Origin of the sequence: Bifidobacterium sp. ESL0790 (assembly GCF_029395435.1) — a bacterium.
Lineage (GTDB): Bacteria > Actinomycetota > Actinomycetes > Actinomycetales > Bifidobacteriaceae > Bifidobacterium.
The window spans coordinates 844,069-866,621 of sequence record NZ_CP113915.1; the positions used below are offsets into that span (position 1 = coordinate 844,069).

General features: G+C 64.0%; 14 protein-coding genes. 11 read left to right on the plus strand and 3 right to left on the minus strand.

Translation table 11 applies throughout. From position 1 onward, the window contains the following. The first annotated feature begins 36 nt into the window (after positions 1 to 36). The gene (locus OZY47_RS03045) at positions 37 to 5,241 is read left to right on the plus strand and encodes a DEAD/DEAH box helicase (protein ID WP_277178624.1); all 5,205 of its coding nucleotides are present in this window, start codon (positions 37 to 39) and stop codon (positions 5,239 to 5,241) included. A 501-nt stretch (positions 5,242 to 5,742) separates the two neighbouring features. Here the strand turns inward: OZY47_RS03045 and OZY47_RS03050 are convergent. Next, positions 5,743 to 8,481, minus strand: coding sequence for a DNA topoisomerase IV subunit A (locus OZY47_RS03050; RefSeq protein ID WP_277178626.1), 2,739 nt, complete (start codon positions 8,479 to 8,481; stop codon positions 5,743 to 5,745). A gap of 252 nt (positions 8,482 to 8,733) precedes the next feature. On the opposite strand from OZY47_RS03050, the gene OZY47_RS03055 reads away from it, so the two are divergent. After that, positions 8,734 to 10,029, plus strand: coding sequence for an alkaline phosphatase family protein (locus OZY47_RS03055; RefSeq protein WP_277178628.1), 1,296 nt, complete (start codon positions 8,734 to 8,736; stop codon positions 10,027 to 10,029). A 75-nt stretch (positions 10,030 to 10,104) separates the two neighbouring features. Here OZY47_RS03055 and sepH read toward each other — a convergent pair whose 3' ends face one another. Further along, positions 10,105 to 11,292, minus strand: coding sequence for a septation protein SepH (sepH, locus tag OZY47_RS03060; protein WP_277178630.1), 1,188 nt, complete (start codon positions 11,290 to 11,292; stop codon positions 10,105 to 10,107). A 170-nt stretch (positions 11,293 to 11,462) separates the two neighbouring features. On the opposite strand from sepH, the gene OZY47_RS03065 reads away from it, so the two are divergent. The 3 genes from OZY47_RS03065 (at position 11,463) to OZY47_RS03075 (ending at position 14,704) form a co-directional block, all read left to right on the plus strand. Next, complete coding sequence (locus tag OZY47_RS03065) at positions 11,463 to 11,762, plus strand: DUF4193 domain-containing protein (protein ID WP_277178632.1); 300 nt, start codon at positions 11,463 to 11,465, stop codon at positions 11,760 to 11,762. Continuing rightward, positions 11,762 to 12,244 (plus strand): dUTP diphosphatase, encoded by a 483-nt coding sequence (gene dut / locus OZY47_RS03070; RefSeq protein ID WP_277178634.1) that lies wholly within the window; start codon positions 11,762 to 11,764, stop codon positions 12,242 to 12,244. The genes OZY47_RS03065 and dut overlap by 1 nt, the downstream gene beginning before the upstream one ends. Positions 12,245 to 12,367: 123 nt before the next feature. Continuing rightward, complete coding sequence (locus tag OZY47_RS03075) at positions 12,368 to 14,704, plus strand: bifunctional (p)ppGpp synthetase/guanosine-3',5'-bis(diphosphate) 3'-pyrophosphohydrolase (protein ID WP_277178636.1); 2,337 nt, start codon at positions 12,368 to 12,370, stop codon at positions 14,702 to 14,704. 133 nt (positions 14,705 to 14,837) lie between these two features. On the opposite strand, the gene OZY47_RS03080 is transcribed toward OZY47_RS03075, so the two are convergent. Beyond that, on the minus strand, positions 14,838 to 15,377 hold the full coding sequence (locus tag OZY47_RS03080) for a peptidylprolyl isomerase (protein WP_277178638.1): 540 nt from the start codon (positions 15,375 to 15,377) through the stop codon (positions 14,838 to 14,840). Between the two features lie 206 nt (positions 15,378 to 15,583). Between OZY47_RS03080 and OZY47_RS03085 the strand changes: the two genes are divergently transcribed. The 6 genes from OZY47_RS03085 to OZY47_RS03110 all read left to right on the plus strand — a co-directional run bounded on the left by OZY47_RS03085 (position 15,584) and on the right by OZY47_RS03110 (position 22,251). After that, positions 15,584 to 16,600: a MetQ/NlpA family ABC transporter substrate-binding protein gene (locus OZY47_RS03085; protein ID WP_277178640.1), complete on the plus strand. Its 1,017-nt coding sequence runs from the start codon at positions 15,584 to 15,586 to the stop codon at positions 16,598 to 16,600. Between the two features lie 186 nt (positions 16,601 to 16,786). Further along, entirely contained in the window at positions 16,787 to 17,989 is a 1,203-nt protein-coding gene (locus OZY47_RS03090; protein WP_277178642.1) for a methionine ABC transporter ATP-binding protein, read from the plus strand. Beyond that, positions 17,986 to 18,720: a methionine ABC transporter permease gene (locus OZY47_RS03095; protein WP_277178644.1), complete on the plus strand. Its 735-nt coding sequence runs from the start codon at positions 17,986 to 17,988 to the stop codon at positions 18,718 to 18,720. The genes OZY47_RS03090 and OZY47_RS03095 overlap by 4 nt, the downstream gene beginning before the upstream one ends. 114 nt (positions 18,721 to 18,834) lie before the next feature. Then, positions 18,835 to 20,004 (plus strand): amidohydrolase, encoded by a 1,170-nt coding sequence (locus OZY47_RS03100; RefSeq protein ID WP_277178646.1) that lies wholly within the window; start codon positions 18,835 to 18,837, stop codon positions 20,002 to 20,004. A gap of 180 nt (positions 20,005 to 20,184) precedes the next feature. After that, on the plus strand, positions 20,185 to 21,891 hold the full coding sequence (locus OZY47_RS03105) for an NAD+ synthase (RefSeq protein WP_277178648.1): 1,707 nt from the start codon (positions 20,185 to 20,187) through the stop codon (positions 21,889 to 21,891). A gap of 132 nt (positions 21,892 to 22,023) precedes the next feature. Then, positions 22,024 to 22,251, plus strand: coding sequence for a hypothetical protein (locus OZY47_RS03110; protein WP_277178650.1), 228 nt, complete (start codon positions 22,024 to 22,026; stop codon positions 22,249 to 22,251). The last annotated feature ends 302 nt before the right edge of the window (positions 22,252 to 22,553 follow it).

Below are 22,553 nucleotides of genomic sequence, written 5' to 3' on the forward strand. Positions count from 1 at the left end.
TCGTCGACGTCTTGAGGCGTTGCGATAATCGAACATATGTACGAATGTATGAGCTCCTTCGCGCCCGCCACCAGGGCGTGGTTCGGCCATGCGTTCGGGGAGCCCACCCAGGCCCAGCGTGAGGCCTGGCCGTTGATACAGGCCGGCGGCGATGTGCTGGTGGTCGCGCCCACCGGTTCCGGCAAGACACTCGCGGCGTTTCTTTCGGCCATCGACGGGTTGATGAAGCCTGCGACGGCAACGAGTGGCAACATGGCTGTCGGTGCGGGTGCGGATGCTGATGTCAAGGCAATAGATGGCAACAAAGCCGCAGACGCAGATACCAAGCTCGAAGTGGCTGGTGGCAAGGCCTGGACGGTGGAGGGATCGGCTTCGCTAAAACACAAGCGTTCCGGCGGCGCGAAGCCTTTGAAACGTAGCCGTGACGGCGTCAAGGTGCTCTACATCTCGCCGTTGAAGGCGCTGGGCGTTGACGTCGAGCGCAACCTGCGCGTGCCGCTTGAGGGCATCGCCGCCGAGTGCGTGGCCGAGGGGTTGGAACCGCCCGATATCGACGTCGCCATCCGTTCGGGTGACACCACGGCCAAGGATCGCCGGCGCATCGTCTCCCATCCGCCGGACATCCTCATCACCACGCCGGAATCGCTCTATCTGCTGCTCACCTCCAAGGCGCGGCGCATCCTCAAAACCGTCGAGACGGTGATTCTCGACGAGGTGCACGCCGTGGCCGGCAGCAAGCGCGGGGCGCATCTGGCGTTGAGCCTGGAGCGTCTCGATCTGCTGACCGCGCGCAAGCCGCAGCGCATCGGGCTTTCCGCCACGGTCAAGCCGTTGGACGAGGCAGCCAGGTTCCTCGGCAGCGAGCAGCCCGTGAGCGTGGTCGACGCGGGGCAGCCGCCGGACATGGACCTGCGCATCGTCGAGCCGGTGGCCGATATGGGCGCTCTGGGCTCGTCTGGCGGTGATGACGGTGGATTCCATATCGGAGGTGCCAGCGGGGGCGAAAATCGCTCAGGGAAGCCGTACGGCACTAATTCAGGCAATCAACGCATCAGCGGCGTGACGCCAGCCATGCGCGCGCTGGCCAACAGTGCCGCCACTCACGGGGCGATGCCGTCTCGGAATAATCAAAATTTCGAATCCACAGGCGATGGCGAGGTTGGCCGTCAAGGTGACTATTCCTCGCCCTCGTCCTCGGCGTCACATTCGATCTGGCCGGCCGTGGAGCGCAGCATCCTCGACGAGATCCTGGCCCACCACACCACGCTCGTCTTCGTCAACTCCCGCGGCCTTGCGGAACGGCTCACCGCCAGGCTCAACGACCTCTACGCCGAAACCGAGCTGGGGGAGCAGATCGAGAAACGCTACGGCGACGGCCAACATTACGATTCCGTGGTCGGCTCGTCCACCGCGCTGGTCGGCTCACATCCCAAGGCGGAGACCATCGCCATGGCCCACCACGGCTCCGTTTCCAAGGAGCGCCGCAAGGTCATCGAAAATGACCTCAAACACGGGCGGTTGCGCTGCGTGGTCGCCACCAGCAGCCTCGAGCTCGGCATCGACATGGGCTCGGTCGACATGGTCATCCAGGTCGCGCCACCGCTTTCCGTCTCCTCGGGCCTGCAACGGGTGGGCAGGGCCGACCATCGCGTCGGCGGGGTGTCGCACGCGCTCTTCTACCCACTGACCCGTCAGGAGCTCATCGGCACCTCGGCGGTAGTCGAAAGCATGAGGGACGGCGCCATCGAGCCGTTGCGTGTGCTGCGCAATCCGCTCGACATCTTGGCCCAGCAGACCGTCGCGGCCGCCGCCATGGACGATCTGCGCGTCGACGAATGGTACGGCGTCGTGCGGCGCTCGGCCCCGTTCCGCGATCTTGACCGTGGCATGTTCGACTCCGTGGTTGGCATGCTCACCGGAGCCTACAATTCCGAGGAGTTCTCGGCGTTCCGGCCGCCGCTGCAGCTGAATGCGGAAGAAGGTATCATCTCTGCCCGGCCCGGCGCGCAACGGCTCGCGGTCACCAGCGGCGGCACCATCCCCGACCGTGGCACCTACACGGTCGTGCTGCCCGAGGCCGACGCCGGTTCCGGGCGCAAGCGCGTCGGCGAGCTTGACGAGGAGATGGTCTACGAGTCGCGCGTCGGCGACGTCATCACGCTCGGCACCTCCACCTGGCAGATTCAGGAGATCACGCAGGACAGGGTGGTGGTCACGCCCGCGCCTGGGCGAACCGCGCGCCTGCCGTTCTGGCACGGCGAGGGACCCGGCCGAGACGCCGGTTTCGGCGCTATTCTGGGCAGCTTCGTGCGCGAGGTATCCGATGGTTTGGTGGCCGCGTCAGATGCGCTGGTTACGAATGAAGACAACGGCTATCAAGGCCCTAGCTTCGACGATGTGACCACCAAACGCCTGCAAGCCGACGGCCTGGACGACAACGGCCGTGCCAATCTCGCCCGGCTGCTGGCCGAACAACGGGCCGCGACCGGCGTTGTGCCCGACGACACCACGCTGGTGGTCGAACGCTGCCAGGACGAGGAGGGCGACTGGCGCGTCATGCTCCACTCGCCCTACGGCCGGCGTGTGCACGAGCCTTGGGCGCTCGCCATCACCGGTAGGCTCAAGCGCAAATACGGCTTCGACGGGCAGACCTACGCCACCGACGACGGCATCGTGGTGCGCCTGCCCGAGCAGGAACGGCGCATCGACGTCGGCTCGCTTTTCCGCTTCGACCTCGACGAGCTGTTGCGCGACATCGAGGAGGAGGTCGGCGACTCCGTGCTCTTCGCATCACGATTCAGGGAGTGCGCGGCCCGGTCGCTCTTCATGCCCCGCATGAGGCCCGGCAAGCGTGTGCCGCTTTGGCAGCAGCGGCTTCGCGCCTCGGAATTGCTGGCCGCCGCGAAGACCAAACCCAATTTCCCGCTGGTGCTCGAGACCGCGCGGGAATGTCTGCAGGACGTCTACGACCTGCCCGCGCTGCGTCGACTCATGACGGCCATGGACGAGGGGCGCGTGGCGTTGCGGGACGTCGAGACCGAGAGCCCTTCGCCGTTCGCGCAGAGCCTGCTCTTCGGTTTCGTGGGCTCGGTGATGTACGAGTACGATTCGCCGCAGGCCGAGCGCAAGGCCTCGCTGCTGGCTATGGACCCCGAGGTGCTGGAGCAGCTGCTGGGCAGTGGCCATATTGCCGATGTGCTCGATGCCGACGTCATCAAGGAGGTCGCGGAGGAGCTTGGCCATCGAGAGTTCTGGAACGAGCTCGACCCGGATGACGTGGAAGGCAGGCTCACGCGTTTCTCCAAGACGCACGGGCCGTTCACCGCCGACGAGGCGATGGACGATCTGGGCCTCAGCGCCACGGCGGTGGTTCACGGGCTCGACAATCTGAAGGCGAAGGGCGAGCTGCTTTCGGGCACGTTCGTCAAGGGCAAGCCGGAGCCGCAATACCTGCATCGCGAGGTGTTCCGCCGCATCCGCTCGCGCTCGCTGGCCAAGGCGCGCAAGGCCGTGAAATCGGTGATGCCGAGCATCTATCAATCTTGGCTGTTGCACCATCAGGGTGTCATTTCCAACGGTGATGAGCACAGCGGTTTCGAGGGGGCTGACGGACTTTTGCGCGTCATCGAGCAGCTCGAAGGTCTGCCGCTGCCCGCCCGGCTTTGGGAGTCGGCGGTGTTCCCGTCGCGTGTGCACGATTACACACCGGCCATGCTCGACGAGCTGCTGGCCCAAGGCGAGGTGGTCTGGGTTGGTTCCAAGACGGACGAGGGCGAAGGAAACGCTGCGGATGAGAGCGCCAAGCCGGGTGATATCGCTTGGTATCTCGCCGATTCTCCGTTGCTGCCGCAGAATTCCGGTTCATTGGTTTTTGATGTAGGTTTCGATAATCATGTCGTTATTGATGATACCCCTGCCGAACAGACGGCGGAAGAGGCTACTGCACTCGTGAATTCAACGGAGAAAGCAACTTCTGCGGATTTCGAACAGGTGGGTCGTGCGACTGGTGCGACGAAGGAAACAATGGCACAGGCTTCTCCTACGGCCTCGGAGCATGCCGTCAACACCGCCAAAGAAACCGTGACTGTTGCCGGGAATCCAGCGACGGACATGGAACATCGCATCATGGCGGCGCTCGCGGTTTCGGGCGCGTCCTACCGCGCCGAGCAACTGGCGGCCCAGTGCCACAACCAGTCACGCGAGGAGGTCGTCAACCCGTTGACCGGCGAGATCGCCGTGGCGCCCCTTGACAATTCCGTGTTCGCTCGTGGCCTATGGTCGCTGGTATGGCGGGGCGAGGTCACCAATTCCTCATTCGCTCCCGTACGTGGCTTAATAGCAGGGGATGCACGCTATGGTCGCTCGTCTGCGTCACGTTCCGTTCCTCGCTATCGCCACGGCAGGGCACGCGTGAGGATGCCGCGTGTGCCGCAGTCGCTGGCCGGCCTGTGGGCGCTGGTTCCACATGCCATGGTCGAGCATCCGGAGCAGCGTTCGGTGGCGTATGTGGAGACCCTGCTCAATCGCTACGGCGTCGTCGCCCCGGCGATGGTCGACCACGAGGGCGGCCAGGCCGGATTCGGCCAGCTTTACCCGTTGCTCAAACGGATGGAGGCCAACGGCAACCTCGTGCGTGGCATGTTCGTGCAAGGGCTTTCGGCCACGCAGTTCGCCACGCGTGATTTCGTCGACGAGTTGCGCCAATGGCGTGTCAGTGATGGTTCCGCCGCGGTGGCCGTGGATGCCGCCGATCCGGTGAATCTCGCCGGTGTCGCCATTCCTTGGCCGGAGTCGCTCGATGACAGCGAAAACGCTCACGACACATTGTCAGCAGCCCAGACATCTTCAGGTCCAGTTTCAGCAGCCGAAGCTTCCGGTCATTCATCAAGCATCACACCAAGTCCGTCAAGCATCAAGCCAAAACGGAAGCGCGCCGCTAAATCGCTGAAACCCACGCGCAGAGCCGGTTCGCTGGTGGTGCTGGTCAACGGCGAGCCCAAACTTTACGCCATGCTTTCAAGCCACCGTCTCATCCTCTTCGACGGCACCAATTTCGAATTGGAACAGGCCGCGGGCGAGTTGTCCGCCCGGTTGCGTGACATGCAGCGATCAGGCGAGTTGCGTGGCAGCGTCTCATTCAAGGAGATCAACGGCAAGCCGCTCACGGCATTGGACTTCGCCTCCCACATCCTGCGCTCAGCCGGTTTCACCTCTACCCCGCAAGGCATGAAACTCTACTAATCGGGTTATAGGCCAAAAAGCGTTGTTTAAGGATCGTTTTTGGGCATGTACTATTCGGAATGCCGAAAATCGTTCATTTGGCAACTGTAAGTGATTGTTTTTCGGCATGGACTGAAGAATATGCCGAAAACCGTTCATGTAGACGTTCTTAACAACTGTTTTTCGGCATGAACGATTCGGAATGCCGGAAACCATTTGTTACGAGGATCTTGGTGATTGTGTTCCGGCACGAGTTGGCCGGAATGCTGCAATCTGTCGGAATCATCTACAAGTTCCTAAACCCCTGCGGAAGAACAAGGAAGAATAACGAGGCGAAACATCTACTTCCAGCAATCAGAATTCAAGTCATGAACGGCGCTTTCGGCTTATGACCGGGAAATATCATTGGGCATGACTGGTCGAAACAGCGCTGACGCGAAAGCGGGGAACGCCTGGCCCGAAAGCCTTGCGTTCCCCGATTATCTGACTTGTCTTAGCTCAGCTCAGACTTGAAGCTTTGCCTTAGGCGGCGAACTCGATGTGGGCGGAGAGCTCCACGCCGGAGCCATCGCGCCGCATGTCGGGCTTCGGCAGCTCGACGGGCGAGCCGGCCGAAGTGCTGGCGTGCAGCGGATAGGTGCCCACGCAGGCGAAGGTCAGCGTGTTCTGCCCTTTGAGGAAGCGTTGTGAGCGCACGCCACGCGTGCCACGACCCTTGGTGGGGTACATCTCCAGCGGCGTCATCTTGGCCGCGCCGGTCTCGGTACCGGGCAGCGCCGTGTCGTCGCCCGCGACGGTGAGGATGACGGCCCCGGTGGCCGAGAACATGCCGTTCTCGCCCTCGTCATAGGTCCAGGCGATCTTGCCGGCGGGCACCACGTTGAACGTGGCCACATGTTGCCCTTCGGCGAGTTTGATGCCGTTCATGCCGGCGGCCGAGCGCCCCTGCGGACGCACCGCGTTGGCCTCGAAGGTCAGCAGCGAGGCGTCGGTGGAGATGAAGACGATGCGGTCCTCGTCTGCGGCGGGCGCGGCGAACACCACGGCGTCGCCGTCCTTCAGGTCGATGACCGTCCAGGAATCCATGGTGCTCGGCGACTCGCGGTTCCAGCGTTTCACCATGCCGTGGCGTGTGCCGATGGCCAGCGGAGCCAGGGGAGCGCTCGAAGAGGCGTCGTTTCCGCCGTCCTCACCGTCTCCGCTTTCGCTCGCGTTCGTCATGGCGATGGCCGCCACCACATGCTCGCCCGGCACCGGGTCGGTGCTCTCGGTCATGCCAAGCAGCTCGTCGGCCCGCACGCCTCCGGTGAGGTTCAGCGTCGCGGCCACCGGCAGCGAAGGCAGATCAGCCACCTGCGCCAGCACCAGTCGTCCGGCGGAGGTGATGAGCGCGTACTTCGAAAGCGTGGTCGCTCTGAAGATGGAGACGATCTGGTCGTCGGTTCCACGTTCGTCGCCGGCGGCGCGCGTCTGCCAGACATCCATGGCGCTCGGCGTCATGCGCGCGATGAGTCCGGTGGCGCTCAACGCGACCGTGCACGGTTCGTCGTCCAAGCGCAGCGCCTTAGCGGCCTCCTCGTTGTTACCGGCCTTCTTGGCCTTCGTCGCCGCGGCTACGTCAGCCGCCGCGGATGAGATGGTGTTGGCCACGTGGATGGCCGCGATCGCGGAGGAATCGGGGTTGCCGTTGGCCACACCGCCTTCGGCGCCCTGCGACGCCAGCGAGGTGACGGGAGTAAGCCTGCCGTCCTCGTCCTTGTCGAGCAGCACGGTGCGCCGCGGGTCGCCCCACTTCTCCACCGCCTTGTCCATCTCGGCGACCACGACCTCGTCGAGGCGTTCCGTCGATGAGAGAATGGCATTGAGCCCTTCGATGCGCCTCTTCAAATCGTCCTGCTCGGCCTCGAGCTCGATGCGGCTCATCTTGGTGAGCCTGCGCAGCCGCAGGTCGAGGATGTACTGCGCCTGGATCTCGTCGAGGTCGAAGACGGCCATCAGGCGGGTCTTGGCGGCGTCGGCGTTGTCGGAGGTGCGGATGACCTGGATCACCTCGTCGATGTCGACCATCGCCAGCAGCATGCCCTCCACCAGATGCAGCCGCTCCTCGGCCTTCTTGAGCCGGTATTCGCTGCGCCGGTGGATCACGTTGCGACGGTGCTCCACCCACACCTCGAGCATCTCCTTGAGGCCCATGGTGTGCGGCCGGCCATGCACCAGCGCCACGTTGTTCATGGTGAAGTTGTCCTCAAGCGGGGTGTGCTTGAAAAGCTGGGCGAGCACGGCGTTGGGGTCGAAGCCGGTTTTGATCTCGATGACGATGCGGGTGCCGTTGTGGCGGTCGGTCAGGTCGATCGCGCCCGAGACGCCCTCGATCTTGTGGTTCTTCACGCCCTCCGAGATGCGCTCCAGCACGCGTTCCGGGCCCACCATGAACGGCAGCTCGGTGACCACGATGGCCTTCTTGCGGGCGGTGACGTTCTCGATATGGGTGGCCGAGCGCGTGGTGAGCGTTCCACGGCCGGTCTCATAGGCCTCGCGGATGCCGTCGCGGCCGATGATGATGCCGCCGCCCGGCCAGTCCGGTCCGGGCACGTAGCGCATGAGCTCCTCGAGCGTGGCGTCGGGGTGCTTCATCAGGTATTTGGCCGCCGCGATCACCTCGCCGAGGTTGTGGGTGGCCATGTTGGTGGCCATGCCCACCGCGATGCCCGAGGCACCGTTGACCAACAGGTTCGGGATGGCCGCCGGCAGCACGTCGGGTTCCTTCAACTTGTTGTCGTAGTTGGGGGAGAAGTCGACCGTGTCCTCGTCGATGTTCGCGTTCATGCCGAGCGCCGCGGGGGCGAGCCTCGCCTCGGTGTAACGCGAGGCCGCTGGTCCGTCGTCAAGCGAACCGAAGTTGCCGTGCCCGTCGACCAGTGGCAGGCGCATCGCGAAGGGCTGGGCGAGGCGCACCATGGCCTCGTAGATGGAGGAGTCGCCGTGCGGGTGCAGCTTGCCCATCACCTCGCCGACGGCGCGGGCGGATTTCATATAGGCCTTGTCGGGGGTGAGGTTCATCTGGCCCATCTGGTAGATGATGCGCCGCTGCACCGGCTTCATGCCGTCCCTCGCGTCGGGCAACGCCCTGGCGTAGATCACCGAATACGCGTATTCGAGGAATGACTTGCTCATCTCCTCGTCGAGCGGCGTCTCGACGATGTTCTCCTTGACCGTGTGCGGGTCATAGGCCGGTTTGGTCGGTTTGCGACGTTGAGCCATGCTGCTGCGAACTCCCTTGCTAAAAGACAATCCGTTTCAGTGTAATGGTTGGTCTCGTCGGTGTGGCGCTTGGCGGCGTGAGCTGGAAAGTGGCCGTGGCGCGGAGGTGGGTTGGTAGGTAATTCATGGCTATTCACGTTCATGAAAAACCTTGGTTTCGGCGTTTAAAATAATCCATTTGATGGATATACGTATTCGGGGAATTTCCGGGATATCCACGTGTTTCTCGCCTCGCGGTGATTGAATGAGCGTATGAGTGTCGAAGTGCCTGATGAGACGGAATTGCTGGGAATGACGGTCCCCGCGACCTATGGCGATCACGTGGGAATGAAAGCCAAGCCGGTGGATTCGGTGGCTTCCGACGGCGAAGACGAGGCACATCAACCTCTTGCTGGACAGCAATCACAACGTGGCGGAGCGCTGCACCTTTCGTCGATACTGCCGGCGTTGAGCGCTTCGATTGGCTCACCCGTTGCCACGAGGGTCCACCGTGAGCCGGAGGCGTTGCGCCAGGCCTTGGGATTCCCGCAGGCACGCTCGGCCATCGTCGTCCTGGTGGACGGCATGGGCTACTGGAACCTCAACCTGCGCCGCGGCCACTCGCCGTATCTCCGCTCGCTGATGGGCCACGAGGAGAACCAGCGCCCCATCGCCACCTGCGCCCCCAGCACCACGGTCGCCGCGATGGCCACGTTCGGCACCGGCACCTGCCCCGGCATGACCGGCATGGCAGGCTACACCGAGCGCAATCCGCAGACCGGCGCGCTTTCCCAACTCATCCAGTTCCGCGACGCGCTCGAGCCGCTTGACCTGCAGCGCGAGCCCACGGTGTTCGAAGCGTTGGCCGAGCGGGGCGTGCGCGTCACCAGCTCCGGTCTGCCGAAATTCGCGTTCTCGCCCCTGACCCAGGCCGCACTGCGCGGCACGCACTACATCAGCGGTGGCTCGCCCCGCCAGCGCGTGCTCAACGCCTGCAAGGCCGCCGAGGAACCGGGCCTGACTTATCTTTACATCCGCGACGCCGACAAGACCGGCCACAACTACGGCTGGCATTCCGAGCGCTGGGTGGCGGCCTTCGAATCCATCGACGCGCAGCTGGCCCTGCTGCGCCGTTTCGCCCCGAAAGGCACCTTGATCGTCATCACCGCCGACCACGGCATGATCCAGACCGACCCCGAGCAGCGCATCGATATCGCCGAACATGCGGAACTGAGCCAAGGCGTTGCGTTGGTGGGCGGTGAGCCACGATCGGTGATGCTCTATGCCGAGCCTGACGAGGACCCGCAGGCCATCGCCGAGCGCTGGCGCGATTTCCTGGGGGAGTGGGCGCAGGTCCGCACGCGGGACGAGGCGGAAGAATTGGGCATGTTCGGGCCCGTCGACGCCCGTGTCGAGCCGATGCTGGGCGAAGTGCTGGTCTCGGCCGCGCAGAGCGTCACCATCGTCGATACCCGCACGCAAAGCGATCCTGCCACGCGCTTGCCCAGCGTTCACGGTTCGTTGACACACATGGAATCCGACATTCCTTGTCTTATCGATATGGCGTGATTTGGGCGCGACAATCTGATTATCGGATTATCGGCCGTGTTCCAAGTTTTTCCGGATTTTTAGACCCTATTCGCCTTATTCGCCGAAGAGAATCTCGTCCCAGCTCGGCACCGCCGAACGCTTCGACTTGCGGGTGCCGCGGCCCTTGCTCCTGCTCTTGGCCTTGCGGGGCCGTTTCTGACCCTTGGCCTCGGCGTCATCCTCCGCCTGGTCAGCGTCCGAGTTGCCGTCATCGCCGTCGTTTTGGCCGATGTTGAGTTGCGGCTGCGGTTGCGGCACCAACGGTGTGGAGGCCGCCTGCGATTGCGGCATGGCCGTGACCGGGGTCATGGTCTGGGTCTCGACGCGATCCGGCAGCGGCAACGCCGACAAGGCGTCGACCGGCACCGGGTCCTGCGGGCCGAAGATGCTCGCCTGCGGGTCGGCAAGGGCGGCGGAGGCGCCTGAGGAGCGGGATGGGTTGGGGGAGCGGAACGATTCATCTCGCGACGAATGCCCGGCATACGAGGCCCGCTCCTGCCAAGACGAACTCTCCTGCTCGATACGGCGCGACAGCGGCGCGTCCTGGCCGCTGGTCTCGCGCGAAGCCGTATTCGTGCCGGCGCCGATGGCCGGTTCGTTCGCCTCGCCCGAACGCGAGTCCGTTGTCTGGGCCGCTCCGGCGCCGCTCTGGGCCGCGCCTACCTCGCCGAAGAGGATTTGCGCGGCCACGTTCTGGCACTCCACGGTGTTGTCGTGCATGTTCCACGTCCACTCGGCGCGAACACGATTGCGCGCGGTGCGGAATGTGGCGGTGATCCTCCACGGCTCGCGGCTTCGGCGTGTCGCGCTCCAGGCGACGGATTCCATGCTGATGCGCGCGGCGGCCAGTGTGCGGGCGATGAGGTCCTGCACCGAATGCACCTGGCTCTCCTTTGGCGCCGGCACGCTCAGAAACTGCTCGATGGCATACTGCTTCTCGGTCTGCACCGCCGAGGAAAAACGCCGCACCAACGCCTCGTTGAGCCCGTATTTCTCAGCCACTTTTTTGGGTTCCACACCCGCGCGGATAAGTCCCTGAATGCTTGAAATTGGTAGGGTTTGCGCCATTCCCGGACTCGTGGCCAGGCCCGCCTCGCTGCGAATCTGGCGCGCCTCGAGCAGCGCCCTTTCGAGCGCGTCGTCGAGCGTGACCTTGAACCTGATTCCACCGGCGCGAAACACCAGATCGCCGTCGCCGTCGACATGGTCGAGTTGCGCCTTCTCATACGAATCCATCGGCATACGCACCACTTTCCGTCTTACACAACAGTCTATAGAATCCCAGCTTATTCCATGGTGTTCCTCGTGTCGTACTTTACGAACGCGACAAATCGTGTATCCTGTAGCCCGTAAAAGACGATAAATTCTATTTTTGTCTGTATTACCGATTGATAGTCGAAAGGAATTGCCCGATGGCTCAAGATTATGATTCGCCCCGCAGCAAAGACAAGGACGAGGACGAGGAGTCGCTGCAGGCACTGAGCAAAAGCAGCCGCAACGCCGAGGCCGACATCGACGATGACGAGAACGCCATCGCCGAGGACTACGAGCTGCCCGGCGCCGACCTCAGCAACGAGGACGCCTCGGTGACCGTCATCCCGATGCAGGGCGACGAGTTCATCTGCGCCGAATGCTTCCTCGTCAAGCACCGCAGCCAGCTCGACCACGTCAACGCCGATGGCCAGCCGGTCTGCAAGGAGTGCGCCGCCTGATGGCCTACGACGAGTCTTACGACGAACCCGAAAACACCGAGGTGCTGGTCAAGGTCGGTCCCGACGGCGAGGCCCCCGAGTTACGCTACGCCCACGCCGGAGACGCCGGCGCGGACCTGTGCACCACCGTCGAGGTGACGCTCAAGCCCTTCGAGCGCGCGCTGGTGCCCACCGGGGTGTCGATCGCGCTGCCCAACGGCTATGTGGGCCTGGTGCATCCACGAAGCGGGTTGGCGGTTAAAAAAGGTGTCACGGTGCTGAACGCCCCCGGGACCATCGACGCGGGCTATCGCGGCGAGATCAAAGTGCCGCTCATCAACCTCGACCCCGAGCAAAGCGTCATGTTCCACCCGGGCGACCGCATCGCCCAGCTGGTCATCCAGCGCTACGTCGAGGCCAGGTTCGTGCCGGCCGCCACGCTGCCCGGCTCCGACAGGTCGGAGAACGGATTCGGGTCCACCGGCGTGGGCCAGCGGCGTTAGAATCGAAGTGCGCGTGCCACGCTCATGCCACGCCCGTCGCTATGTTCGGCGAAACGCCGACATTCATGCGGCCAAGGGCACCGGTGAGCGGTTACAATGGGCTTGAACCAAGGAGGGGGCGGGATGGCCGAGAAGGAAGCAGACAACTATTCGTCTCGCGTGCTGGGTTGCGAGGTCAGCGACGACGCCCTCGACCCGCTTGAGCCGATCGTGAGGGTCTGCCGCGGCCATTACCCGGACGCCAACCTCGACGTGCTCGAACAAGCCTACCGCCGCGCGGTCTACCAGCACCGCAACCAGCGCCGCCGCTCGGGCGAGCCCTACATCATCCACCCGCTGGCCGTCGCCCAGATCCTGGCCGACCTCGGCATGGGGCCGAAGGTCGTGGCCGCGGGCCTCTTGCACGACACGGTGGAGGACACGGACTACACGCTCGACCAGTGCCGCGAGGAGTTCGGCGACACCGTGGCCGGCCTGGTCGACGGGGTCACCAAGCTCACCAAGATGGACGTCGGCGATTCGGCGCAGGCCGAGACCATCCGCAAGATGGTGGTGGCCATGAGCCGCGACGTGCGCGTGCTCGTCGTCAAGCTGGCCGACCGTCTGCACAACGCTCGCACCTGGCGTTACGTCAAGCCCTCGAACGCCCAGCGCAAGGCCCGCGAGACCCTCGACGTCTACGCGCCCCTGGCCAACAGGCTGGGCATGAACGCCATCAAGACCGAGCTTGAGGAGCTGAGCTTCAAGGTCCTCTATCCCAAGATTTATAACGAAATCGTCGTCCTGGTCAACCGCCGCGCCGGCCAGCGCGACGTGTATCTCAAGCAAATTGTCAGTGAGATCAACGAGGACCTCGCCGACCAGCACATCAAGGCCACCGTCACCGGCAGGCCAAAGGACTATTTCTCGATTTACCAGAAGATGATCGTGCGCGGCCACGATTTCTCCAATATCTACGACCTGATCGGCGTGCGCATCATCGTCGACACCATCCAGGACTGCTACGCGGTGCTCGGCGCCGTGCACGCCCGCTGGAGCCCGGTGCCGGGGCGGTTCAAGGACTACATCGCCATGCCGAAGATGAACATGTACCAGAGCCTGCACACCACCGTGGTGGGTCCCGGCGGCAAGCCCGTCGAGATTCAGATCCGCACCTGGGACATGCACCGGCGCAGCGAGTTCGGCATCGCCGCCCACTGGAAATACAAGGAGAACGGCCAGGCCGGGCGCAAGTTGAGCGCCCCCGACAAGCAGGACCGCCAGCGAGAGGCCGACGAGGCCAACGAGGGCAAGGAGCTCAGCGAAGCCGACAACCTCAAATGGATCCAGCGGCTGGCCGACTGGACCAGCGAGACCCCCGACTCCGACGAGTTCCTCGGCTCGCTCAAGGAGGACCTGGGCTCGGCCGAGGTCTATGTGTTCACGCCCAAGGGCAAGATCATCTCGCTGCCGGCCAAGGCCACGCCCATCGACTTCGCCTACGCGGTGCACACCGAGGTGGGCCATCGCACCATGGGCGCGCGCGTCAACGGCCGTCTTGTGCCGCTCGACACCGTGCTCGAAAGCGGCGACACCGTGGAGGTGCTCACCTCCAAATCCGAGACCGCCGGCCCCTCGCGCGACTGGCTGAGCTTCGTCAAAAGCCCCAAGGCGCGCAACAAGATACGCCAGTGGTTCAGCAAAGAGCGCCGCAGCGAGGCCATCGACGAAGGCAAGGACGAGCTCACCCGCGCCATGCGCAAGCGCAGCCTGCCCATCGCCTCGCTCCTGACGCCACAGGCCCTGGTCGGCATCGCCGACGAGCTCAACTTCGACAACGCCGACGCCGTGTTCGCCGCCATCGGCGACGGAAGGGTCTCCACACAGAACGTCATCTCCCGGCTGGTCAAGGACGCCGGCACCGACGAGGTGGCCGCCGACGTGGAGCAGGAGGAGCTGCCGCTCAAGCGCATCGAGCGCAAGACCAAGAAGACCAGCAAGCTCGGCGTCTCCGTCAAGGGCGTGGGCGACGTGTGGGTCAAGCTCGCGCGCTGCTGCACCCCGGTGCCCGGCGACAAGATCGTCGGCTTCATCACCCGCAACCAGGGCGTCTCCGTGCACCGCGCCGATTGCCAGAACATGCTCGACCTCGAGAAGCACCAGGCCGACCGCGTCGTCGAGGTGGAATGGACCAGCGCCAAGGGCCTCTTCATGGTCAAGATCCAGGTGGAGGCGCTCGACCGCCCGCACCTGCTGAGCGACGTCACCCAGGTGCTCTCCGACCACGGGGTCAACATCATCAACGCCACCGTCTCCACCGGCTCCGACCGCGTGGCGATCAGCCAGTTCGAGTTCGAGATGGCCGACCCGCAGCATATGAACACGCTGCTCAACGCGGTGCGCAAGATCGACGGCGTCTTCGACGTCTACCGCATCACCGGCGCGAAGGATTCCGCCGAGCCGCGCATGCGCAAGATGTGAGCTAGAACAAGCCAGAACAAGTCGTCACAAGCCTTCATAAGTCATCAAGGCAAACCAAAAGGGCCATCACCATTCGCTTTCCAGCGTTGGTGATGGCCCTTGTGATTCCTAAATCATTCAGACTATCGAAGCCTTACTTCACGACCTCCACGGAGACGATACCCGCGGGCTCGAGCGGCATGTCGCTGCCGTCGGTGGGCAGGGCCTCGAGCTTCTTGACCACGGCCTTGGAGGCGTCGTCCGCCACCTCGCCGAAGATCGTGTGGTGGCCGTTGAGCCACGGGGTGGGCACGGTGGTGATGAAGAACTGCGAGCCGTTGGTGCCGTGGACCTTGCCGTCGGGGCCGCGGCGTACGCCGGCGTTGGCCATCGCGAGCTTGAAGGGCTCCTCGAAGGTCAGGCCAGAGACGATCTCGTCGTCGAAGTTGTAGCCCGGGCCGCCGGTGCCGTTGCCCAGCGGGCAGCCACCTTGGATCATGAAGTCCTTGATGATGCGGTGGAAGGTCAGGCCGTCGTAGAAGGGGTCGTGCGATTTCTCGCCGGTCTCCGGGTTCGTCCACTCCTTCTCGCCGGTGGCGAGTCCGATGAAGTTCTTGACGGTCTCCGGGGTCTTGTCGTCGAAGAGGTTCAGGGCGATGTCGCCCTCTGTGGTGTGCATGATTACTTTGGTCATGGTTAATATGCTCCCACTTTGTTCGGACGAGGCGCGCCAAAGAATGCGACAAATCGTTGGAATCTGGCCATTCTCGTACCCGCTATAACGAACGCCGATAGGATTTTCGGGCCCGCGCACCGTGTCGTGGGGCCGAAAGTAGGTATGGTTGCCAGAGCACGACAACCATGTCAATGATCACGTCAGTCACGAGAAAAGGGAGAAGAATGGCATCCACAGAATCGAACCAGCAGCCCGGCACCCCCGGCAAAGGCTCCGCGCCGTTGGACCTCAACGGCCCGCAGGAGCCGGTGCGGGTCAACCACACCGCACGCAACATCGTCATCACCGTCGTGGTGGTGGCCCTGGTGGCGGTGATCGCGTTCTTCGGCTACCGTGGCTTCGCCGGCAAGCAGACCGCCGCCGCCAAGGGGTCCAAGGAGAACTCGGTCAAGATCGGCGTGGTCGGCAAGACCAGCCCGGAATGGCCGATCTTCAAGGCCGCCGCGCAGAAGCAGGGCATCTATGTCGACCTGGTCGATTTCCAGGACTACACCTCCGAGAACCCGGCTCTGGACGCCGGCGACCTCGACATGAACGAGTTCCAGCACATCCTCTACCTGGCCGACTACAACCTGAAGAACCACAAGGACCTGCAGCCCATCGGCGGCGTGGCCCTCTATCCGCTGGGCGTCTACTCCACCAAGGCCAAGAGCGTCAAGGACGTGCCCGCCGGCTCCGAGGTGCCGATTCCCAACGACGAGACCAACCAGGCGCGCGCCATCGGCGTGCTCGACCAGGCCGGCCTGATCAAACTCAAGCACCCCTGGACGCCGTTCACCGATCCCAGCGACATCGACACCGAGACCTCCAAGGTCAAGGTGACGCCGCTGAAGGCCGAGCAGGTGGCCAACAGCCTCAAGGACCCGCAGGTGGGCGCCGGCGTGATGAACACGCACTATGTGCGCGACGCCGGGCTCAAGGCCTCCGACGCCATCTACAAGGACGACGCCACCAAGAAGGAATCCAGGCCCTACATCAACATCTTCGTGGTGCGCAAGGCCGACGTCAACAACCCGGTCTACCAGAAGCTCGTCAAGATCTACCAGACCCAGCCGATCTTCGACCAGCTGATGAAGATCTCCGACAACTCCGCCTCGCTGGCCAACCACTACACCGCCGCCGACCTGCAGAAGATCATGCGCCAGGTGCAGGCTCAGGAGAAGGCCTCCTCGAAGAAGTGAGATTCCCGGCCGCCCGCGTTCTTGGGGCGGCATGAAAAGGCCCGCCTATGCGCCGTGCCCCGCCGATGGAAAGCGGGTCACGGCGCATAGGTAGGCCATGGCGCATAATGGACGGGGCCTTCGGGCCCCCGCGTTCGTAGGGCCGGCAAAGGCAACGAGACACAGCAAGGAAAGGTGGGTGACCGGATGGCAACGCCGATCATCGAACTCGACCACGTGGTCAAGGAGTTCAAGTCACGCTCAGCCGAGGGGAGGGGCGTGCGCGCGGTCGACGATGTGACCCTTTCGATCGAGAAAGGCGACATCTATGGCATCATCGGCTACTCCGGGGCCGGCAAATCGACGTTGGTGCGCATGATCAACGCGCTGGAACGCCCCACCTCGGGCTCCGTGCGCGTGCTTGGCGAGGACATCACCAACCTCAGCGAATCCAAGCTGCGCCCGGTGCGCCAGAAGATCGGCATGATCTTCCAGCAGTTCAACCTCTTCTCCACCAAGACGGTGGCCCAGAACATCGCCTATCCGTTGATGCTCGACCATTGGCGCAAGGACTACCAGGACAAGCGCGTCGCCCAGCTTTTGAAATTCGTGGGGCTCGAGGAGCACGCCGGCAAATACCCATCCCAGCTTTCCGGCGGCCAGAAGCAGCGTGTGGGCATCGCCCGCGCCCTGGCCACCAACCCGCAGATCCTGCTGGCCGACGAGGCCACCAGCGCGCTCGACCCGGAGACCACCGGCGAGGTGCTCGACCTGTTGGAGCAGGTCAACAAGCAGCTCGGCGTCACCATCGTCCTGATCACCCACCAGATGAACGTGGTCCAGCAGATCGCCAACCGCGTCGCCGTGATGAGCGAGGGGCGCGTGGTGGAGAGCGGCGACGCCTACAGCGTCTTCGCCGCGCCCCGCCAGGAGGTCACCAAGCGCTTCATCGCCACGGCCATCTCGGGGCTGCCCGACGCCGACCGCGTCGCCGACATGCACCGTCAGTGGGCCGGGCGCGTGGTCACGGTGCTTATCAGGCAAAAGGACGCCAAAGACTCGCGCAACGGCATGCTCACCTCGTCCTCGGGGCAGAACATCTCGGAGCTCATCGCCAAACACGGCGTCTCCACCAGCCTGCTCTACGGCGGCATCGACACGGTCGCGGGCTCGGCCATCGGGGCCATGACCTATGAGCTGACCGACGGCGCGGGCGACGTTGACGCGTTTTTGAAGGAGCTCGCGTTGAACAGCGACGTATTTGACTTCGGCACCGCGCAGGCGCCTCGCGAATACGGCGACGCCGTGGCCCATCCGCTGGGCGGCGGATCCGGGAAGGCGAGTGCGAGTGAAGGCGTCGATTCCACGAACGGCGGGAGCGAAGACGAGAAGCGAGGGGAGAGCCGATGAACGGCATTGATGTGATTACAGGCGCGGCCGCGGCCGGCCGCAACGGCGTCGTCACCCTGGCGTCCAACCAGGACTGGTCGGTGTTGAAGCCGATGCTCTTCCAATCCATCGCCCAGACCCTCGAGATGGTCTTCGTCACCCTCGTCGTCGGCGGCATCCTGGGCCTCGTGCTCGGCGTGGTGCTCTACGGCACGCGCCCGGGCAACCTCTTCGAGAACTCGGTGGTCTACCGCGTGCTCGACATCATCGTCAACATCGTGCGCCCCATCCCGTTCATCATCTTCCTGGCGGCCATCCAGCCGCTGACCATGAAGGTGGTCGGCACCTCCATCGGCACCATGGCCGCGATCTTCCCCATGGTCATCATGGCCACTTTCGCCACCTCGCGCCTGGTCGAGCAGAACCTCGTGCCCGTCGACTCGGGCGTGATTGAGGCGGCGCGGGCGATGGGCGCCTCCAAGCTCACCATCATCCGCACGGTGCTCATCCCCGAGGCACTCGGCCCGCTCATCCTGGCCTACGCGTTCCTGTTCATCTCGATCCTCGACATGTCGGCCATGGCCGGCTACATCGGCGGTGGCGGCCTCGGTAATTTCGCCATCTCCTACGGCTACCAGAAGTTCGATCCGACCGTCACCTGGACCGCCGTGATCATCATGATCGTGCTGGTGCAGGTGGTGCAGGCCATCGCCAACGCCTTCGCCAAGCACATCCTCAAGCGCCAGGGATAGGCGACCGGTTCGGCAGACGGCGCCATCGCGGAGCCTTCGCGGTGTCCGGCGTTCGGCGCGAGGAGAGCATAGGTTTGGGCGGCGCGAGCCGCAAGCAGAAAGTGAGTCATCTATATGAGTGAGAACCATATCGAACCAGTGCATATCGAGATCGGCGACGACATCCTCGCCGTGCGCCGCCACCTGCACCAGTACCCGGAGCTGGGTTTCAAGGAGTTCGAGACCACAAAGTACCTGCGCGGCCTGCTGACCGACCATGGCATCGAGGTGCTCGACACCGACCTGAAGACCGGATTGGTCGCCGAGATCAAGGGTGAGCATCCCGGTCCGCGCGTCGCGGTGCGCGCCGACATCGACGGCCTGCCGATCGTGGAGGCCACCGGCTCGCCCTACACCTCCAAGAACGAAGGCGTGATGATGGGCTGCGGCCACGACGTGCATGCCAGCGGCCTGCTGGCGGCGGCGTACTGGCTGGCCAACCACCGCGACCGCATCCACGGCTCCGTGGTCATCCTCTTCCAACCTTCCGAGGAGACCAGCGAGGGCGCCCAGTACGTCATCCGCGTCGGCGCGCTCGGCAAGATCGACGCCATCATCGGCACCCACAACAACCCCGACTACAAGCCCGGGCAGATCGCCGTCGGCGAGACCCCCATGATGGCCGGCTGCGTGCGCTTCCACGTCACCTTCAACGCCGATGGCACCCACGGCGCCTATCCCGAGGCCGGCACCGGCCCCATCGAGGCGCTCTCCTCCTCCATTCTCTCCCTGCAGACCATCGTCAGCCGCAACATCGCGCCCTTCCGTCCGGTGGTGCTCTCCGTCACCGAGATCCACGGCGGCGACGTGTGGAACGTGGTGCCCGCCCACGCCGGGTTCACCGGCACGGTGCGCTACTTCTACGAGGACGACGGCAAGCTGGTCAAGCGCCGCTTCCGCGAGGTGGTCGAATCCACCGCCGCGGCCTACGGCATCACCGCCGACATCGACTACGACACCGTGGCCGGCCCGCTGGTCAGCGACAAGCATCTGGCGCAGGTCGTGGCCAAGGACGTGCCGGGCTACGCCGACTTGCAGCCGATCCACCCGTCGATGGGCGGCGAGGACTTCTACAACTACACCACCCTGGCCCCGATGGTCTTCTCGTTCATTGGCTCCAACGGCGAGCCCGGCCACCACAACCTGCACTCCCCGGAGTTCGTGGCGCTGGACGGGGCCATCGAGCCCACCGCCGAGTTCTACGTCAACGCCGCGTTGCGCGTGGCCGACGAGCTGGGGCAATAGTTCGTTAGTTTCGTCCTTTTGCAAGATCGTCCTTCGATTCCGTGATGTCCTGCCGCATGTGGCGGACGCGCGGTGTCGAGGGACGATTGTTTTTACCTGCATGTGAGATAGCCGACATACCCGCCCGGCGCGCTGTGGATTCGGGAGTCCGCGCGCGCCGCCTGCGGTTATGATGGAGACATGACTCAACTTCGTTTCGCATTGGCCCAGATCGACACCTGCGTGGGGGACTTGGATGGCAACGCCGCCACCGCCCTGCAATTCACGCGCATGGCGGCCCTCAACCACGCCCAGGTGGTCGTCTTCCCCGAGATGACGCTCACCGGCTACCCCATCGAGGACCTGGCCCTGCGCGCCACGTTCCGCAAGGCCGCCGCGGCCAAGGCCGACCAGTTGGCGCAGACGTTGGAAAAAGAAGGGCTGGGCGAGCTCTACGTGGTGGTCGGCACGGTCGGCTCCACGCTCGGCGGCGTCGACGACGCCAAGCCCACCAACCGCCTGGTCGTGCTGCACGGCGGAGCGGTGTGGTCCACCTACGACAAGCATTTCCTGCCCAACTATGGCGTCTTCGACGAGTTCCGCATCTTCGAGCCTGGCCAGCAGGCCGTGGTGCTCGACATCGACGGCGTGAAGGTCGGCGTGGCCATCTGCGAGGACATCTGGCAGGACGGTGGCCCCGTCGCGGAGTTGGCTTCGCAAGGCATCGACGTCTTGCTGACGATCAACGGCTCCCCGTATGAGGAAGGCAAGACCCATACGCGGCTTGATTTGGCCGTTCGCCGCGCGCATGAGGTTGACGCCCCGCTGATTTACGTCAATCAGGTCGGCGGTCAGGACGACCTTATCTTCGACGGCGGCAGCTTCGTGGTCGACCGCGACGGCACCCTCATCGAGCGTTCGCCGATGTTCATGGAGGACCTGAGCTATTTCGATTTCGATTCGCAAGCGGACAAGCAGGCCGTCGGCACGCTGGCCGACCTGCGCGACCCGGACGAGGAGGTCTACACCGCCTGCGTGCTGGGACTCAAGGATTATATGGCCAAGAACCATTTCCGCGGCGTCGTGCTCGGCCTCTCCGGCGGCATCGATTCCGCGCTGGTGGCGGCGATGGCGGCCGACGCGGTCGGCGGTGGGAACGTGCAAGGCGTCTCGATGCCCAGCATGTATTCCTCCGACGGCTCCAAGGACGACGCGGCCGATCTGGCCGCGAACATCGGCGCGCACTACGACGTCCAGCCCATCGAGCCGCTCTTCAAGGCCTTCCAGGGCCAGCTCGGCCTCGACGGTGTGGCCGCCGAGAACCTGCAGGCCCGCATCCGCGGCGTCATCGTCATGGCCTACTCCAACTCCAAGAACCTGCTGGCGCTCGCCACCGGCAACAAGTCCGAACTCGCCTGCGGCTACTCCACCATCTACGGCGACGCCGTGGGCGGCTACGCGCCAATCAAGGATTTGCTCAAGACCCGGGTCTGGGAGCTGTCCCGCTGGCGCAACAAGGCCGCGGCCGAAGGCATGGGCGTCGGCGGTCTCAAGATCGTCGGCAACGAGAACGGGGGACCGGGAGTGCCGCTCAAAGACGGCGTGATGATCCCCGTCGCCAGCATCGAGAAGGCCCCCAGCGCCGAGCTGCGCCCCGGTCAGAAGGATTCCGATTCCCTGCCCGAGTATGAGTTGCTCGACAAGGTCCTCGAGGCCTATATCGAGAAGGCCCACGGCCGCGCCGACCTCTTGGCCGATGGCTTCGACGAGAAGACGGTGGACACGGTGATGCGCTTGGTCGACCGCGCCGAATGGAAGCGCCGCCAATACCCGCTCGGCCCCAAGGTCACCGCCCTGGCCTTCGGCCGCGACCGCCGCCTGCCGGTCACCAGCGCCTTCCGCGAATAAAGCGGTGATGCAAGCGATGACGGGCCGTGATTGATTCGCGGCCCGATCGTCTTCGCTATACGGCAAGTGCGTGCGGGCGCATGACAATATCGGTTACGATTGAAGGGTTTTGAACCAGAAAAGGGGAGTGCGATGGCCGACAACGAACAGCGCGAGCAGGACCAGAACCAGAACGAGTGGTATTTCAACACCTCCACGGGCGAGCCGGAGCTGGGCAAGCTCTCGCCCGTCAACCAACGCAGCGGCCCCTACAAGTCCCGCAAGGAGGCCGAGGACGCCTGGAAGATCGCCAAGGAGCGCAACCTCATCTGGGATGAGGAGAACCGCAAGTGGAACGACTGGGGCGCCGGCAGGAAGTGATCGCGCGTTGGCCGGCCGTTGAATCCGCCGGCCGAATATCCCGATGAAATGAAACGCGGTCGCCACGTGCCTTGTGTTCACGCAGGCATGTGGCGACCGCGTTTTTTTACGTAATGATAAAACGCTTCACCACCCTCTCGCCGGCACGACGATATAGTGACCAATCCCTCATTTCGCTGTCGTCGCGCAAAAGTATCCGATTCCGTGTTTTTGTTATATAAAGTTAGATTATTTTGCCTTTTTTGCCGGAAATATTGCATAGATGATGACAATATGTCACAAATGCCAGATATCGAATGGCG

What these genes read in the sequence shown, in the direction of transcription:
- OZY47_RS03045 (WP_277178624.1), top strand. Translation starts at nt 37, where the DNA reads ATGTACGAATGTATGAGCTCCTTCGCGCCCGCCACCAGGGCGTGGTTC.
- OZY47_RS03050 (WP_277178626.1), bottom strand. Translation starts at nt 8,481, where the DNA reads ATGGCTCAACGTCGCAAACCGACCAAACCGGCCTATGACCCGCACACG.
- OZY47_RS03055 (WP_277178628.1), top strand. Translation starts at nt 8,734, where the DNA reads ATGAGTGTCGAAGTGCCTGATGAGACGGAATTGCTGGGAATGACGGTC.
- sepH (WP_277178630.1), bottom strand. Translation starts at nt 11,292, where the DNA reads ATGCCGATGGATTCGTATGAGAAGGCGCAACTCGACCATGTCGACGGC.
- OZY47_RS03065 (WP_277178632.1), top strand. Translation starts at nt 11,463, where the DNA reads ATGGCTCAAGATTATGATTCGCCCCGCAGCAAAGACAAGGACGAGGAC.
- dut (WP_277178634.1), top strand. Translation starts at nt 11,762, where the DNA reads ATGGCCTACGACGAGTCTTACGACGAACCCGAAAACACCGAGGTGCTG.
- OZY47_RS03075 (WP_277178636.1), top strand. Translation starts at nt 12,368, where the DNA reads ATGGCCGAGAAGGAAGCAGACAACTATTCGTCTCGCGTGCTGGGTTGC.
- OZY47_RS03080 (WP_277178638.1), bottom strand. Translation starts at nt 15,377, where the DNA reads ATGACCAAAGTAATCATGCACACCACAGAGGGCGACATCGCCCTGAAC.
- OZY47_RS03085 (WP_277178640.1), top strand. Translation starts at nt 15,584, where the DNA reads ATGGCATCCACAGAATCGAACCAGCAGCCCGGCACCCCCGGCAAAGGC.
- OZY47_RS03090 (WP_277178642.1), top strand. Translation starts at nt 16,787, where the DNA reads ATGGCAACGCCGATCATCGAACTCGACCACGTGGTCAAGGAGTTCAAG.
- OZY47_RS03095 (WP_277178644.1), top strand. Translation starts at nt 17,986, where the DNA reads ATGAACGGCATTGATGTGATTACAGGCGCGGCCGCGGCCGGCCGCAAC.
- OZY47_RS03100 (WP_277178646.1), top strand. Translation starts at nt 18,835, where the DNA reads ATGAGTGAGAACCATATCGAACCAGTGCATATCGAGATCGGCGACGAC.
- OZY47_RS03105 (WP_277178648.1), top strand. Translation starts at nt 20,185, where the DNA reads ATGACTCAACTTCGTTTCGCATTGGCCCAGATCGACACCTGCGTGGGG.
- OZY47_RS03110 (WP_277178650.1), top strand. Translation starts at nt 22,024, where the DNA reads ATGGCCGACAACGAACAGCGCGAGCAGGACCAGAACCAGAACGAGTGG.